The organism is Terrimonas pollutisoli (assembly GCF_029360765.1).
Lineage (GTDB): Bacteria > Bacteroidota > Bacteroidia > Chitinophagales > Chitinophagaceae > Terrimonas_B > Terrimonas_B pollutisoli.
On the sequence record NZ_JARKNA010000005.1, the window covers coordinates 217,695 to 233,333 of the forward strand.

A 15,639-nucleotide genomic window follows, 5' to 3' on the forward strand; every position below is an offset into this window, starting at 1 on the left:
CTTACACAAAGATCTCGCCTGCTATCCGCAAACTTTCTTTTAATGCATCTTCATTCAATGGAGGTAGCAGACCTTTTTGCCTGAAATATTCAATCATTAATTCAGAATTCATATTGCCGACCAGCTCGTCATCCGCCATGGGACAACCTCCTATTCCTTTCAAAGCGCCGTCAAAGCGCTTGCATCCTGCATTAACAGCGGCCTGTAATTTTTCCTCCCAATTAGCAGGAGTAGAATGAAGGTGAACACCAATCTCTATCCCCGGCAACGACTCAACCAGGTAATTGGTCATATCATACACCTGCCCCACTTCAGCAATTCCAACCGTATCAGCCAGTGAAATGGTTTTAATATCCAATGCTACCAACTGGTTGACCCATTCAAAAACAAAGTCTTCGTCGTATGGGTCGCCGTATGGATTGCCAAAGCCCATAGATATATACACCACCAGCTCCTTTCCCGTTTTGATGCAAAGGTTTTGCATCTCTTCTACCCGGCTGAGTGATTCTGCGATAGACGAGTTTGTGTTGCGTTGCTGAAAAGTTTCAGAAACGGAAAAAGGAAACCCCAGGTAAGTTATTTCATTATATACGCTTGCGTCTTCGGCTCCACGTTGATTTGCTACAATGGCAAGTAATTTTGATTTGCTATCATCCAGCTGCAATTTTTTTAGCACTTCAGCAGTATCAGCCATTTGGGGGATAGCCTTTGGCGAAACAAAACTTCCAAAATCAATGGTATCAAATCCTACCTTCAACAGTGAGTTGATATAAGTTACTTTTTTTTCGGTGGGAATAAATGTCTTCCAGCCCTGCATAGCATCCCGTGGGCATTCAATAAGTTTAATGAATGAGTTATCCATGAAAACACAAAGGTAATAATTGAAACAGCAAGATTATTTTCTCAGGGAATTCACCTTGTCCCGAAGCGCATTAAAAAAACGGTTTCTGTCCTTTTCACCGGTCTTGCTGATCAGAGTGGAGCGGCTTAACAGGGTGTTGAACGTATTTGCAATTTTATTCGAAAACCGTTCATCTCTTGTAAAAAGATAGTTGAAAACGCTATACGAGACCATAGATAGCTTTTTATCATCAAGGTGTAGCAGCATGGTATTATTGCCAAGAATCAATTCATTTACATAAAACTGGATTGGAGCTTTATAGGCAACATCCGTCGCCCCTGGCATAAATTTCACTCCCTTTTCAGATTGCAACTCCAAATGAGCGAGCATTTGATGAAATGAGTTTATTACCGCATTAAGATCATCGAAACTTGTGAAATTTCCGGCGTCCTTATAATATGATACCTGGTTGATGGTGCTGTGTATACTTTCGAGGTTCCATAACTCGATCGAAGGAATCAGGTTATGGAGTTGCAATACCTGTTGCCCGACAGCAAAACAATCCTCATAAGGATATTCTTTCAGTGAAAATGACTTATGTGTGAGCGCCGGATGATTATTGATGGTTTTAGACCAGAAAAAAGTCTTGAAAGCCGCCATTTCGGGAAAAAGATAAAAGTACCAGATGGGCACATCCTTGCACAGGTATAAGAACTCCTTTGATTTAAAAGAATTAAAATAGGTGAACTGCTTCAGCATCCCTTTTACGTATTCGACAAACTCTCCCGGCACAGTGTTCATACCCGGAGCATCGAATAGTACGGAGTCGTTCTGCAATTGTAATAGCTGATCAATAGAAAGATGGTAATGCTCGCATATTTTTTTTAATTCGGCCAATGAAATGGGTTTTTCCCCTCGTATGCGACGATAGACACTGTCGGTACTTAAGTCAAGAAGATCACACAATTCATCCACCAGTGAAATATGCGGCGGTATGTTCTCTTTCAGATAAGTGAAGAGTTGTTGTTGCAGTTCGTTGGTCTCCATGCTTATTGGAAATTACGGAAAATCCGTAAAACTATAAAGGTCATTTACGGACATCTGCAACTCATTGTTCATGTTTATGATTTCGCTATTGATTTTTGGGTTAATGCTCCTTTTGATATAGGCGACAACGAAAAACTGCTAACTCACTATCGCACCGTCGCTATTTTCATTTAGGTATCGCTCATAAAGCAACTGATTTTTGATCAAGAATTATTAATGAACAAAAATCAAAACCATGCAAGTAGCCAAAACCATCTTCCCCCTGCTTACCTGTATCCTTATTTACAATAGTTGTTATTGTCAATTACAAGCCGGTGCTTATGATACCGACATTGACAAAGAAATCGTCGCCTCAGGCGGAGAAAGAAAACTCAACTTTTTTGTCATAAGCAAGCCTAAACAAGGGAAACCCGACCTCGCTTCCCGGTTCAATATACTCAGGGGAAAATTGAAAGGCCTATTTCGGAAAAGGAAGTTTGTAGCTATCGTTGCAAGGGATGCAAAACATGCCAGTGCAAAGATGCAACGCAAATTAAAAAAGCTTGATGCACGCATTGGTACCCTCTGGTTCGACTCACATGGAATGTATAAAAAGGGATATTCTCTGTTTTTTATAGGCAAGGACGAAATAAGTTATTATACCCTGAAAGATTCCACTCTAGTTAAGCCTTTGCAGCAGCTTGCTGCTTACTCAGGTAATAAAACAAAAATTGTAATTGGTTCCTGCTATGGAGGAGCGACCTACTATCGTTATTCGGTTGATTACAATGATAAATCCCGAATGAATGGAGACTCCCTGATGATTGCGTTGGGAAGAATTCTAAAAGCAGCTAATATCTATGGCAGTGAAAGTTGGGTAATGACAAAACCAGGTCTTTTTTTGAAAAGAGCTGCAGTAGCAGGATATCCGCGTCGTAAACTGTTCAGGGATATTTGTTATCAGCCTGCCTGGAGGAATATGGGAAAATGGAATGAATATAATGCCCTTACCAACTGCTTCGCAAGCATTAATCCCGTAACGATGGACATGTATGGAAACCTTTTGATCCGGGCAGGCTCCTATGCCAATAAGGAAGAAGTAAAAAAAGATATAATCAAAAAACTGGGTCACCTGGAGCCAGGGCTTTATAAATAGCTTCGATAGCCTCCCTTAAATACCCTAAAATTAACAAGATCATTCACCACTAAACCAACGACCATGAGACCAAAACCTGTATCAATGTGGGTGCTTGTAACAATTTTAAGCATCGCCAGTGCTGCACAAAAACCAGCGCCATTTAAAAACCGAAAACTTCACACGGTCAGCATTGCCTTTACCAATTCACAACCCTCCATGCCATTTAGCAAACTCACGAAGCTAGTCACCGGCAATTACCACCCGGGGATTGAATTATCTACCGGCTTTAACTGGAAAACAAGACCAAAGCATGATTGGACACAAACTTTCAGTTTCGGGTATTCATACCACAGATGGGTACAACATAGTATTACCTTATATACCGAGTTGGGCTATCGGTACAAACTTCCGGCTGGCTTTTCAATCGAATCAAAACTGGGAGGCGGGTATATGAGGGCAATTGTTGCCACCCAGACTTTTTCTGATGGCATCGAAGACAGCAAACAGTATAGTAAAATTAGCTCTGGCCGATCACAAGCTACTGCTTCTCTCTGTTTTGGAATTGGCAAAAAATTCAATAGTCTTTCTGGCTGCACTCTTTTCCTGCATTACCAGCAGCGTGTTCAAACCCCATTTATTCATTCTTATGTTCCTCTTCTTCCTTACAATATCATGAAGGCAGGTTTGGCTATACCATTAAAAAATAAAAACAACTAATTATGAAACCAACTACATATACACTGCTATTATTGTTTTTTATCAGCTCGTGTAAAAAACCTTTAATTCCACCTACTGGCTTTGGTACTTCGCAAATTCCATGGATAGACAGCAGTACACTACACCCGAATAATGATGCCTATAGAAAGCTTATTGTTAAGTACAACAAACTAGGATTGCCAGGGATTGCACTTCTGATTAATGACCGATACGGCACCTGGATAGGTTCGGTGGGAAAAGCCGATATAAAAAACAATATAGATTTTGCCCCTTGCCAGGTTTCAAAAGTAGCCAGTATAACCAAACTGATGATAGGCTCATTGGTTTTCCTAATGATGGAAGATTCCGTAAATACAAATTTGAGGTATAGTGATCTTAATCGAAAAATAAGCAATTGGCTTCCGGAATCGATCCTAAAAAATGTTCCGAACGGCAGCCTGGCTACTCTTGGGCAATTGATGAATCATGAATCGGGTATTCCCGATGTTGCCGAAGAAAATGATTTTTATCTTGAGGTATTGAATAAGCCAAATAAACTATGGACACAAACAGAATTATTAAAATTTGTTAGCGGCACTCCGGCTGTTTTTAACCCAGGTGACACAGCCATCTATTCCAACACCAACACCTTATTGTTAGCGATGATTATTGATAAAATTTCCGGACGAAATCACGCCGATTTATTACGGGAAAGAGTAATAGACAGGTTGGGGTTGACTAGCACTTTTTACCATCCCAATGATGCATTACCTGATTATACAGCCCAGGGCTATTATGATTTGTATCGAAATCATACACTCATCAATGTATCGAATTTTATGACCGGAAACGGAGCGGGTTATAACGGGGTTTATTCCAATGTAGTGGACCTATATCACTTTCTGGATGCCCTGTTGATAAGTAAAACATTGTTATCCCAGGCCTCATTAAATACTATGATGCGTACTGGCAAATCAGATGGAACGAACAGGTATGGTTATGGAATAATGAAAAAATTTATTGAAAGGGAGCCTCATGCGGGATGGGGTCATTCGGGCCGAGATCTTGGTTATACAGCTAACCTCTTTTACTTCCCGCCTGTAAACGGAAGGGCAGCAGTTACTCACTCCCTGCTGGTAAATTACGGAACCGATGCCGACAGCTTTTTAAAAGAAACATTTAAACAGTTTCAGGCCGAATTGCTGGACCTGACATTAAAATGATCGGGGCATAACATCCGATGATTAGGTCCCAAAAAACCGTAATCGATACAGAATCTCCGGGCATCGGAGATTCTCTTTTTGGCGCAGCATACTTCTTTAGCCCAAGCATGATAAATCAATAACGATTATTTGAGAAACAGATCAGTAGTCCATCTGTTCAGCGATCCTCCGCCGGCGATCTATATTCTCCCGCATTTGATTAAAAAATCTTGCCCGTTCTTTTTCACCGGTAGAACTGATGAGCATTGACCGCTGCATTATATTCTGAATAGAGTGATAGATGTGATTGCAGAATTCAGCATTTCGGCTCCCAAGATAATTGATGACACTGTGATTGATAAAAGCAATTTTGAAACGCCGGGCATCAACTAATATGGTGTTGTCGCCGAGGTATACTTCGTTATTGTAAAGTTTATACGATGCCCCACCCCAATTTTCGTTCAGAAATAAGGGGTATTTTTTGCCAATGGCAGCCATTTTCTCAACATGCTTTATTACTTCTTTTACGCAATCGTACGTATACAACAAGTCTTCCTTTTTTTCAAAAACCCTGCTATCACGGTAATAATCGATTTGCTGAAGCGTAGTATCAATCGCATGCAGGTTCCAGATTTCTGTGGATGATACCTGGCAATAAGTCTCCGTAATTTTTTTGCCGATCGTCTTGAGTGATTCTGGAATCTTACTGGTCGAAAACCGTTCAGTCACCAGGTCGGGATAGCTGAGTATGGTTTTCATAAAAAAGAAAAATTTAAACGCAGCCAATTCCGGTACCTGGAACAGATAGAAAAGCGGCACATCTTTATTCAAAAAAAAGAACTCCGCTCCCTCGAAGGATTTAATCATTTCGATATCCGCCAACATCTTTTTCAGGTATAATTCGAAATGAAAATTGCCCGGGCTCACCAATTTGCCGGAAAAAATGTAGGTGTCTGTATCAAGATGGAAAATGCTATCGAGTGAAATGTTGAAATGGACGCAGAGCTTTTGAACCTCTTCGAATGTTAATGGCTTATCTCCTCGCATTCTCCGGTAAGCACTGTCATTGCTTATATCTAAAAGACTGGCGACTTCATCTACTATTGACAGATGATGAGGCAGAATGCTTTTAATGTGATTAAAAAAAACCTGTTGAACAGCCTCCGGTGACATAGTGGCTTTTTTAGTAAAAATTGCAAACCGGGTGTTTCTTGTTTTGCAAACTGTGCGACTCTTATATAAATGTAACCTCAATTTTAGCAAAATCCAATTCCCGATTTTCAAAACATACCCACTATGTGTTATTTAGCAAAAGCCGATGGCGGGTCACTTATTTCTCAATTAGGAAGCTGCAAAGAAGCAAAATAGCTTTATGCTGCAAACCATTAGTAACCTAAACCACCCAGTTATGAGAAAGCTTCTTCTGCTTATCGCCGGTCTTTCTTCAATCATAGCCGCGGCGCAAACTGATTCAGCGCAAACCGAAAAAAAGTTTAAACACTTCATTGCAAAGATCAAAACCACGGATAACAGGTCCATAAAAGGTCTTGTCTATCCCATCATTACCACCGATGGGTTGGCAATAAGCCGGTTCACAAAAACAAATGTCAACTCATTGTCTCCGGCTGAAACAATGAGCATACCTGCCGAAAACATCCAATCCTTCACCATCAAGCGGAAAAATAGTGTTCTGAAGGGAGCATTGATTGGGCTTGGCATTGGTGCTGTAACGGGCGTAGTAATAGGACTGGCAAGTGGAGACGACCCTATTGCTCCTTATCCTGATCCTTCCACAGATTTTTTGGGCCTTGGAACCTTGGCCGCCGGCATCCAAAATTCTTTTGCAATGACTGCCGGGGAAAAAGCTGTCGGCGGTGGCATCGGACTCGGCGTCACAGGGGCCATTGTAGGGACCATAGTTGGGGCATTAGTCAAAAAGAAATTCATCATTGAGGGCAAAAAAGAAAAATTCCGCGATCTCCAGGCTGAGCTGATGATGCGGTTGACAAAGAAATAATCCTTTATCGTATCAGAACGGGGCGTGCCGAAAACCGCAAAAAAAGTAGCGATCTCCTAAAACTTTTTATTATGAAAAAGGTAATAACCTGGCAAAATACTATTGCCCTGGCAATGACACTTCTTACACTGTTTTGTTCCTGTTCTCCAGGTGGTGTTATTGATGATCCTTATTATGTAAACGAGGACAGGCAAAGGGAAAACACCTACTATGTTCCTGCTGCGCCACATTTGCCAATGGTTTTAGAAAAACAGGATTTGAATTTTAATTTACTAAGAGCTTCGGGCAATAAGTTCAATGGCCTGGAAGCACAAGCCGCCTATATGCCATGGAAAAAGATGGCGCTTGGAGTAAGTGTGTCCACCGGGAGACACAAAGAGGGAGGACTGAAAATGATGGAGTATAATCGATTTGAATTGATGTGGGGGTATATCAAAAAAATTGACAGGCTCTGGGCCTTTGAAACCTATGCCGGGCTGGGAACCGGGAAAATTACCAATTATCACTATACAGGACACTCCACAATAAAACCTGGCCATTATTTTATTCAACCGGCTATAGCCGTCGGTAATGATGACAAGACTGTTCAATTGGTGTTTGCTTCAAGGTTTGCCGGGGTAAATTTCAATGTTACTGATACGCTGTTTATCACCGACAGGGAACAATTCAGTGGTAAACAATTAAGAAGTTTGTACGATGAACCTGTTCATTTGATGTGGGAACCTGCCTTACTGTTTCGGGCGGGTTGGAAGAATATTATGTTTACCCTGCAATACAGTCATTCCTCTGACCTGACAAATTCTTCGCTTCACCGATCTTCAGATAATTTCTCATTTGGAATTTCAGTCAGGGGCAATACCAAATTAAAGTGATGTTCTCTTTGTTTAAATATGGCCAAACAACAGTTCTGTATGTACTTGTTGCACTATCATTAACCATCCGGGAGGGAAAGTGCCAATCGCTTTACCCTCCTTTTACAAAATGGTACCAGGATCCCTTAGGGCTAAAGCCACTTGAATTATCATCGGCGTTTGGTTTTGTTTGGGGTTCTGCCGGCCTGGCCGCCAGTATTATTTTTTCAAAAAAAGATCCGTCATTTCAAAAGAGAATTGCTTTCTACCAGGAAGCCGGATATGGTTTTGGCTACAAATTTCCGTACACCCGTGTTATTCAAAATGAAATTGGTGTGTTGTATGATCTTCGGAAATGGCTGTCCGCAGGTTTTGGATGGAATGCGGTTTATTTTAAAGATAGAATAAATAGTACATGCGGTTTCGGCTTCCGGCCATTTGCAAGATGGTATCCGCTGGTAACATCAAAGACGAAGTTGTTTTTTGAATACGGAGCAGGAATAGTATACAGCATTGAAAAATTCCCGTTGACGGGAACAGGCTGGAAGGCAGATACTGCCAGGGTGGGAACCCGTTTTAATTTCACCCCTAAGTACGGAATCGGTGTAGTAATAAAATTATCGCCTACACTTACACTCCAGTCCGGTATCAGGCATTTTCATGTTTCAAATGGAAATATTGCTGGCATCAAAAGAAATCCCACACACGACAGCAATGGTCTTTTTGCCGGGCTCTTGTACACGCCTGAAAAAAACAAAGACGACTGAAAAGTTTAAAACAACCTGGTCACATGCGGTGCGTCGTTCGGATATTTTTACTTTGCTTGTATATTTTCCTGTTTCAGGAAACAAGTGCCGCATCAATTGATACCTTGCCAGGCAAAAAAAGACTTAGTACTATCTATTATGGCAATGGCGATAAAATAAGGGGACATATTCTAGGGATGACCGACAGCTTCGTAATTCTAGTAAAAAGAAAAAACCTCAATGATCAATTGGTCTATTATCAGCAATTAATACCTGCTGAGCAAATCAGAACTATTGAAAGAAAAAACCATGGCGACATTTCCACAGCAGCAAGCATGGGCCTTGGCGCACTTGTGGGAGGCTTTATTGGGTTTTCGATTGGTTTGGCAGCTTGTGATGACCCTAATGGCGACTGTAATTTTGCTGACCGTCTTTTCGAAACAAAAGACTTTAGAGCATCCGTGATCTTGAGTGCCGTGCTCGGTGGAGCGGGACTCATAAGCGGTTTGTTCTCTAACAAAAAAAGGAGAAAGAAATTCAGAATAAATGGAAGCAGGAGCAACCTGCAACAAAACAAATTGGATCTTTTATACTACTAATACAAAATTAAAGTCGCTGTTTCATGACCTCATATAGAATCATGCCGGTTGCTACCGACACGTTCAGGCTTTCAAATTCATTTTTCATGGGAATCTTAATTTTTTCATCACATATTTTCATTAAGGCAGGATAGATCCCATGTTCTTCACCTCCCATTACAATCGCAGACGGTTCTGTGAAATCACAGTCGTAAATATTTTTTTTTGCAGTCATCTCACTGGCAAAAACTTTTATGCCATTCAGGTGCAATTCATCTACCGCCTTCATTAAACTATTAACACGACAAACCGGTATTTTTTCCAATGCGCCGGCAGAAGTAAGAATAGCATCATCATTTAATGCACCTACCCCCTTGTCAGGAATAATGATAGCATGAACACCGGTGCAAAATGCAGTTCGGGCAATGCCACCAATATTTCTAATGTCTGTAATCCCATCGAGTATGAGAAAGAGTGGCACTTCTCCTTTGTCCGTAACAAATGAAATTACCTGTTGCAAATCGTAGTACTGAACTCTTGCGATCTGGGCGACGCAACCTTCGTGATTGCTGACGTTAAAACTGTTTAATTTAGCTGCCGGCACAAGGTTGACGGGCACCCCCTGCTGTGCGGCCAGGCGTTTTATCTCAGCAATATCCTGGCCCTGTGCTTTGGAGTCAAGATAGATTTTATCAAGTTGCTGACCGCTTTTCAAAGCCTCTGTTACCTGCCTTTGACCAATGATTAACGAACTTTTTTTAGGACGCTGCTGATGTCTGAAATTTTTCACAAAGCAAAGAAAGCATAAAAGGCCAAGAGCTCAAAAGAGAAAAAGAGTTATAGAAGATGCATATTCATATTTTAGGAGAGTTCGCCTGATGATAACATCCATTTTACTTTTTGGATAGCTGCTATTGACATAGCATCTGTTATTTTTCCTTGCTCCAGCATTTTCCATGCTTCTTCAAAGGGGATTTTTTTTACCACTAATTGCTCTGTTTCTTCAGGCATAGACGTATGCTGTTCCAATTGGCGGGCAAGGTAGATAATCGAATATTCGTCTGAAACCGAATTAGAGAGGTGCATTTTCAAGAGCACGGTCCAATCGTGAGCAATAAGCCCGGTTTCTTCGAGCAACTCTCTCTTAGCCGAGTCTAGTGGGTCCATCTCTAATGGCCCTCCACCCTCCGGTATTTCCCAACTGTATTCGTTTATGGCAAACCGATATTGGCCGACGAGGTAAGTATCCAGGCCCTCATCCAGTACAACTATTCCGATGGCTAAATTTTTAAAATGCACCTTTCCATAAATTCCCTTGCCTCCATTCGGATTAATGACATCATACTGTGTCACGTTGATCCATTTGTTATCATAGATTTCATTTTCTGAAATGATCTGCCAGGGGTTTGTTTGTGTTTCCATTTGATAAAAATAAAAAATAAACCCTGCAGAACTTTCAAATCTGCAGGGTCTTTAAGTCTCCCCTTCCGGGGGAGATTTAGAGGGGCCTTATTTTAATCCAAAGGCCTTTTTAACTTTTGCAACATAATCCAGTTTCTCCCAGGTAAACAACTCAACTTTCTTTGTGACTTTCTTACCATCGGGAGAAACAAACGTTTTCTCAACAATTTTAGATTCACGGCCCATGTGTCCATAGGCTGCTGTTTCGCTATACATAGGATTGCGCAATTTCAAACGCTGCTCAATAAAATAAGGACGCATGTCGAAGATGGACTCTACTATTTTGCTTATTTGTCCATCGGTCATTTCAACCTTTGCAGTACCATACGTATTTACATTGATACTGGTAGGCTGAGCCACACCAATTGCATATGACACCTGTACCAATACTTCATCAGCAAGACCGGCAGCTACCAGGTTTTTGGCTATATGTCTTGTGGCGTATGCCGCACTGCGATCTACCTTGCTGGGGTCCTTACCGCTGAAAGCACCACCACCATGTGCACCCTTACCGCCGTAGGTATCTACAATGATCTTACGACCTGTCAATCCTGTATCACCATGCGGTCCACCAATTACAAACTTTCCTGTAGGATTGATGTGGTATTTGATATCATCATTGAACAATTTGGCGTACTTCTTATACTTCGATTTTACACGGGGGATCAGAATATTGATGATATCCGCCTTAATCTTTGCCAACATTTTTGATTCAGAATCAAAATCATCGTGCTGGGTTGATACAACAATCGCATCAATACGAACGGGCTTGTTATTATCATCATATTCCAGCGTGACCTGGCTTTTAGCATCAGGACGCAAATATTTGATCTGCTTATTTTCTCTTCTTAACGCAGCCAGTTCTATCAACAATTTATGAGCAATGTCTAATGCGAGAGGCATATAGTCTGCTGTCTCATTGCTGGCATAGCCAAACATCATTCCCTGGTCACCTGCACCTTGTTCTTCTTTTTTCTTACGGTCAACACCCTGGTTGATATCGGCCGATTGCTCATGTATAGCGGATAACACGCCGCAGGAACTGGCCTCAAACATATATTCGCTTTTGGTATAACCGATCTTACGAATAACTTCACGGGCAATTTCCTGGACATCCAAATACGCCCTCGACTTTACTTCGCCTGCCAACATAACCTGGCCGGTAGTTACCAACGTTTCGCAGGCAACTTTGCTTTGTGGATCAAAAGCGAGAAAATTATCAATCAAAGCATCTGAGATCTGGTCGGCTATCTTGTCCGGGTGGCCTTCAGAAACACTTTCAGAAGTAAACAAGTAAGGCATAGATAAACTTTAAGTTTTAAAATATGGGTTAGTCTATAAAATAAATCGGGTGCAAAGATAGCACCCGATACTATTCAATATTTAAAGGTTTTCCACTAAATTTTTGAATAAACGATCCGCAACTTCATCTTTTGCGTGGGATGGTTTCCACCACCAAGTCTCACTCTCCCCTTGCCGGCTGCGTCATTGATAGGAAATCGCTGTAATGAGCCTGATGAGCCTGCCACTCCGGGTCTGTATTGCTCGTCAATATAAACAGGTGCAAACAACCTGAGATCATAAACCGGTTCTGTATCATTTACTACATGCTGTACGTATCTCGTAAGATTGAATCTCCAGGTGCGAATACTGTTACCCGAAGCATCTCTTGAATTGATAAACGGACTAACGCCGAAAGAACTAAGATTTGAATTGCCCGTAATATCTAAAGAAATATCGTAGGGAATAGCACGAAATGCAGATATAGAAGAGTCGTAGGCATCCACATAAAGGTTTGGTGACGGGAAAATCGTGTCTTTCGCATCATACACTTGCTCCATGATCAATTCAGCCCTGTGAACTACACGATTATTCAAACCGGCAAGACCCGGAATTTTAATGGTGGCAAAAGAACCCGGAGAGTTCTGTATGTAAACAAGATCATCCGGCGTGGTTCCACCTACCGACGCTTCCAACGGTGTTCCTGCATAATCTCTCTTTACGAAATTAGCCGATGCCGATCCTGCCGTATTCCCGGAAAAAGGAAAATATGCCACCGTCGTGTCAGCACTCGCCACATTATTTTTATCATACCGGTAATAGATGGCCAACTTTGTGTTGGTACCGGTAAGATCGAACCCCATAATGGCATCCCCACTCACTGATTCTAAAGCAAATCCTTTGAAAAAAGTACGGAAAGCCGTATCGGTGCTATAAGCTCCGTTGAGGCCACCTTTGATTGTATCATAATTCAAAAGGCGCTGACCAAACGAATCGTCAAGGCGAATGCGCAGCTGGTTGGCTGTAGTATCCTCGAAAGCTTTTACTGAATCATTTAATGTGCGCAGATCAAAAGTTCGGGAACCAAGCAAAGTCCCTTTTGCATAATCACTTTTTCTAAGCGTATAAGAAGTATCGCCAAAATCACTGCTCTGCGGTATTTCATATACATTGACAGTCTGAGGAGTTAACGTATCACCATATGTCTCCACATAGTTTAACACCAGCACTACCGAATCAATATGCAGGCTATCCGGTTTATTAGCAAAGGTATAAGGGTAGCTCGGTGGCTTCAATTCAAGAAAAATCTTCGCATCGGTTTTACCGAAGAAAGGATCTGTATTGATCTGGCCTAAAAAGTTTGTATAAGCACTACTATAGCGTAGTGTATCTGTCAGAACGGTGAACGTGTCATTGAAGGCTTGAACTTCCAGGGTCGTATCGAATGTATTGATGTTATCCACGGGCGGAATTAAATCGCCACCGAGAGATGTGGACTCATTAATTTTTTTGCAGGAAACCAATAAAATGATGCTGGTAAAAATAACTCCAAGCGTAAGTGCCAGGTATTTATGCTTCACAAAAAAAATTTATCCGTAATTAGTAAATGTTACTTCCCCGCAAGATCGCCATAGAGTTGTAAATACTCTGTTAAATCAGATTCTTCATTATGAAGTAAAGTTTTCTTCCCCCTTACTTTGGTGAACTCTTCTAACAGCTTCTTCTCAACTTTATCGGCGCCGAAAGTAATAGCATCGGCAAATGTTGCTCCACCCCTGAACATAGCGGTATTGGTGGCTTCTTTATACACTTCCAAATCTTTTTCTTTCAAAGAAGGATGTATAAGAGCTTTCTTCAAAAAGTCGGGACCGAGCTTTTCCTTAAATGTATTTTGACCAATAGTAAAAACTGTTTTGCTATGCGCAAACACAGGTTCCTTTTTATAAATCGTTTTCAGGTAGGCTGGAATAAGGCCTGTCATCCAGCCGCTGCAATGAATAATATCGGGAGGCCAGCCAAATTTTTTCACGGTTTCCAGGGCTCCTTTGCAAAAGAAAATTGTCCTTAGCCCATTATCGTCAAACCATTTGTCGTTTTCGTCATGAAAAATATATTTCCTTTTAAATAATTCTTCATTTTCAAGAAAATAAACCTGTAACCGGGCACTGGGTAGCGACGCTACTTTTATCTGGAGCGGCATATCATCGTTGTCAACAGAAACATTGATACCCGATAAACGTACAACTTCATGGAGCCGGTGGCGACGTTCATTAATGGTTCCAAAGCGAGGCATGATACAGCGAACTTCAAATCCATTATCGTTCGCTTTTATTGCCAACTTGTTGACGATCTCTGAAAATTCTGTCAACTCCAGGTAGGGTGACATTTCGTTGGCAATAAATAAAATCCGTTTTTTTGCTGACATGTAGTCCCGTTTAAATGAAACGTTTTTTTAGAAAACGTGGGCGAAGGTACTATTTTTTACAAGGAATAATTAAGTTGCGCCGATTTTTAGCACTAATTACCCAACCATGGTTCTATTTAAAAAGGTAAAAGACCTTCAAAACTATCTTGACTTACAGCGAAGAAATGGGAAAAAAATTGGCTTTGCGCCTACCATGGGAGCTTTGCATAAAGGGCATTTGTCTCTTATAAACGGCTCAAAAAAAGAAAATGATATCACTGCCTGCAGCATTTTTGTAAACCCAACACAATTCAACGATCCTGCTGATTTTGAAAAATACCCGGTCACATTGGAACAAGACATAATGCTGCTGGAGTCTGCCGGCACCGACGTTTTGTTGCTCCCTTCCATCACTGAAATGTATCCTGATGGGGCAACCGGCACTAAGCATTATGACCTGGGATACCTGGAGGAAATCCTGGAAGGCGAATACAGGCCCGGTCATTTCCAGGGCGTATGCATGATCGTTCACCGACTGCTTGAAATTGTAAGACCCGACAATCTCTATATCGGTCAAAAAGATTACCAGCAATGTATGGTGATAAAAAAATTGATTGAGTTAACAGGTTTTAACAACTTAACGAAGCTGAACATCTCTCCCACCCTTCGTGAACCAGATGGCCTGGCTATGAGTAGCCGGAATATGCGTCTCACAAAAGATGAGCGAACAAAAGCAACAGGAATCATCCAGGCATTAACCTTTGTAAAAGAAAATCTCCAAAAAGGTGATCTGACAACATTAAAAAAGCAAGCCTCCAATAATCTTTCAGCAAAAGGATTCAAAGTGGACTACGTTGAAATCGCTAATGCTGACACACTTCAAATAAAAGACAATTGGGATGGCAAAGAAAAATTAGTAGCTCTCGCCGCTGCTTTTATGAATAGCGTCAGACTTATTGATAATGTCATACTGAACTAAACCTGGCCTGCTACTGTTTTTAAAAGGTCTAATTTTGTACGATGCAGATAGAAGTATTTAAGTCAAAAATTCACCGCGCAGTTGTTACAGAAGCCAATTTAAATTACGTTGGTAGTATAACGATTGATGAAGACCTGATGGATGCGGTGAATATTATTGAAAACGAAAAAGTGCAGGTAGTAAATGTTAATAACGGCGAAAGGCTGGAAACCTATGTAATAAAAGGTAAGCGGGGCTCAGGTACCTGCTGCCTGAATGGACCGGCAGCCCGCAAGGTCGCTGTGGGTGATATTGTGATCATCATTTCTTATGCCACCATGGATTTTGAAGAAGCAAAAAAATTTAAACCATGGATTGTTTTTCCAAAAGATGGAAATAAACTTTAATGTTGACCATTTATTTACCAAAACGATATTGAT

General features: G+C 41.2%; 17 protein-coding genes. 9 read left to right on the plus strand and 8 right to left on the minus strand.

The window, feature by feature from the left end; translation table 11 throughout:
* Window position 1: 1 nt before the first annotated feature.
* Together P2W73_RS11545 and P2W73_RS11550 are read right to left on the minus strand one after the other, a co-directional pair.
* Window positions 2–862, minus strand: coding sequence for a hydroxymethylglutaryl-CoA lyase (locus P2W73_RS11545; protein ID WP_276502196.1), 861 nt, complete (start codon window positions 860–862; stop codon window positions 2–4).
* A 33-nt stretch (window positions 863–895) separates the two neighbouring features.
* A complete protein-coding gene (locus P2W73_RS11550; RefSeq protein WP_276502197.1) occupies window positions 896–1,888 on the minus strand; it encodes a helix-turn-helix domain-containing protein in 993 nt (330 codons plus the stop codon).
* Between the two features lie 235 nt (window positions 1,889–2,123).
* On the opposite strand from P2W73_RS11550, the gene P2W73_RS11555 reads away from it, so the two are divergent.
* The 3 genes from P2W73_RS11555 (at window position 2,124) to P2W73_RS11565 (ending at window position 4,924) form a co-directional block, all read left to right on the plus strand.
* Window positions 2,124–3,023 (plus strand): hypothetical protein, encoded by a 900-nt coding sequence (locus tag P2W73_RS11555; RefSeq protein ID WP_276502198.1) that lies wholly within the window; start codon window positions 2,124–2,126, stop codon window positions 3,021–3,023.
* A gap of 63 nt (window positions 3,024–3,086) precedes the next feature.
* Window positions 3,087–3,722 carry a hypothetical protein gene (locus P2W73_RS11560; protein ID WP_276502199.1) on the plus strand — a complete coding sequence of 212 codons (636 nt, stop codon included), beginning with the start codon at window positions 3,087–3,089 and terminating at the stop codon, window positions 3,720–3,722.
* 2 nt (window positions 3,723–3,724) lie between these two features.
* Window positions 3,725–4,924, plus strand: a complete 1,200-nt coding sequence (locus P2W73_RS11565; RefSeq protein WP_276502200.1) for a serine hydrolase domain-containing protein — start codon at window positions 3,725–3,727, stop codon at window positions 4,922–4,924.
* A gap of 141 nt (window positions 4,925–5,065) precedes the next feature.
* On the opposite strand, the gene P2W73_RS11570 is transcribed toward P2W73_RS11565, so the two are convergent.
* Window positions 5,066–6,076 (minus strand): helix-turn-helix domain-containing protein, encoded by a 1,011-nt coding sequence (locus P2W73_RS11570; RefSeq protein ID WP_276502201.1) that lies wholly within the window; start codon window positions 6,074–6,076, stop codon window positions 5,066–5,068.
* Between the two features lie 235 nt (window positions 6,077–6,311).
* Between P2W73_RS11570 and P2W73_RS11575 the strand changes: the two genes are divergently transcribed.
* The 4 genes from P2W73_RS11575 to P2W73_RS11590 all read left to right on the plus strand — a co-directional run bounded on the left by P2W73_RS11575 (window position 6,312) and on the right by P2W73_RS11590 (window position 9,116).
* Complete coding sequence (locus P2W73_RS11575; RefSeq protein WP_276502202.1) at window positions 6,312–6,920, plus strand: hypothetical protein; 609 nt, start codon at window positions 6,312–6,314, stop codon at window positions 6,918–6,920.
* A gap of 71 nt (window positions 6,921–6,991) precedes the next feature.
* The gene (locus tag P2W73_RS11580) at window positions 6,992–7,792 is read left to right on the plus strand and encodes a hypothetical protein (RefSeq protein ID WP_276502203.1); all 801 of its coding nucleotides are present in this window, start codon (window positions 6,992–6,994) and stop codon (window positions 7,790–7,792) included.
* Window positions 7,792–8,538: an acyloxyacyl hydrolase gene (locus P2W73_RS11585; RefSeq protein ID WP_276502204.1), complete on the plus strand. Its 747-nt coding sequence runs from the start codon at window positions 7,792–7,794 to the stop codon at window positions 8,536–8,538. The genes P2W73_RS11580 and P2W73_RS11585 overlap by 1 nt, the downstream gene beginning before the upstream one ends.
* Window positions 8,539–8,561: 23 nt before the next feature.
* On the plus strand, window positions 8,562–9,116 hold the full coding sequence (locus tag P2W73_RS11590; RefSeq protein WP_276502205.1) for a hypothetical protein: 555 nt from the start codon (window positions 8,562–8,564) through the stop codon (window positions 9,114–9,116).
* Window positions 9,117–9,123: 7 nt separating this feature from the next.
* Here the strand turns inward: P2W73_RS11590 and rlmB are convergent, their stop codons facing one another.
* The 5 genes from rlmB to P2W73_RS11615 all read right to left on the minus strand — a co-directional run bounded on the left by rlmB (window position 9,124) and on the right by P2W73_RS11615 (window position 14,262).
* Window positions 9,124–9,885, minus strand: coding sequence for a 23S rRNA (guanosine(2251)-2'-O)-methyltransferase RlmB (rlmB, locus tag P2W73_RS11595; RefSeq protein WP_276502206.1), 762 nt, complete (start codon window positions 9,883–9,885; stop codon window positions 9,124–9,126).
* Window positions 9,886–9,956: 71 nt separating this feature from the next.
* Window positions 9,957–10,517 (minus strand): NUDIX domain-containing protein, encoded by a 561-nt coding sequence (locus P2W73_RS11600; protein WP_276502207.1) that lies wholly within the window; start codon window positions 10,515–10,517, stop codon window positions 9,957–9,959.
* Window positions 10,518–10,604: 87 nt separating this feature from the next.
* Entirely contained in the window at window positions 10,605–11,858 is a 1,254-nt protein-coding gene (gene metK, locus P2W73_RS11605) for a methionine adenosyltransferase (protein WP_276502208.1), read from the minus strand.
* 95 nt (window positions 11,859–11,953) lie between these two features.
* A complete protein-coding gene (locus P2W73_RS11610; protein WP_276502209.1) occupies window positions 11,954–13,417 on the minus strand; it encodes a DUF4270 domain-containing protein in 1,464 nt (487 codons plus the stop codon).
* 29 nt (window positions 13,418–13,446) lie between these two features.
* The gene (locus tag P2W73_RS11615; protein ID WP_276502210.1) at window positions 13,447–14,262 is read right to left on the minus strand and encodes a glycogen/starch synthase; all 816 of its coding nucleotides are present in this window, start codon (window positions 14,260–14,262) and stop codon (window positions 13,447–13,449) included.
* A gap of 106 nt (window positions 14,263–14,368) precedes the next feature.
* Between P2W73_RS11615 and panC the strand changes: the two genes are divergently transcribed.
* Together panC and panD are read left to right on the plus strand one after the other, a co-directional pair.
* Window positions 14,369–15,220, plus strand: a complete 852-nt coding sequence (panC, locus tag P2W73_RS11620) for a pantoate--beta-alanine ligase (protein ID WP_276502211.1) — start codon at window positions 14,369–14,371, stop codon at window positions 15,218–15,220.
* Window positions 15,221–15,261: 41 nt separating this feature from the next.
* The gene (gene panD, locus P2W73_RS11625) at window positions 15,262–15,606 is read left to right on the plus strand and encodes an aspartate 1-decarboxylase (protein WP_276502212.1); all 345 of its coding nucleotides are present in this window, start codon (window positions 15,262–15,264) and stop codon (window positions 15,604–15,606) included.
* Window positions 15,607–15,639: the final 33 nt, after the last annotated feature.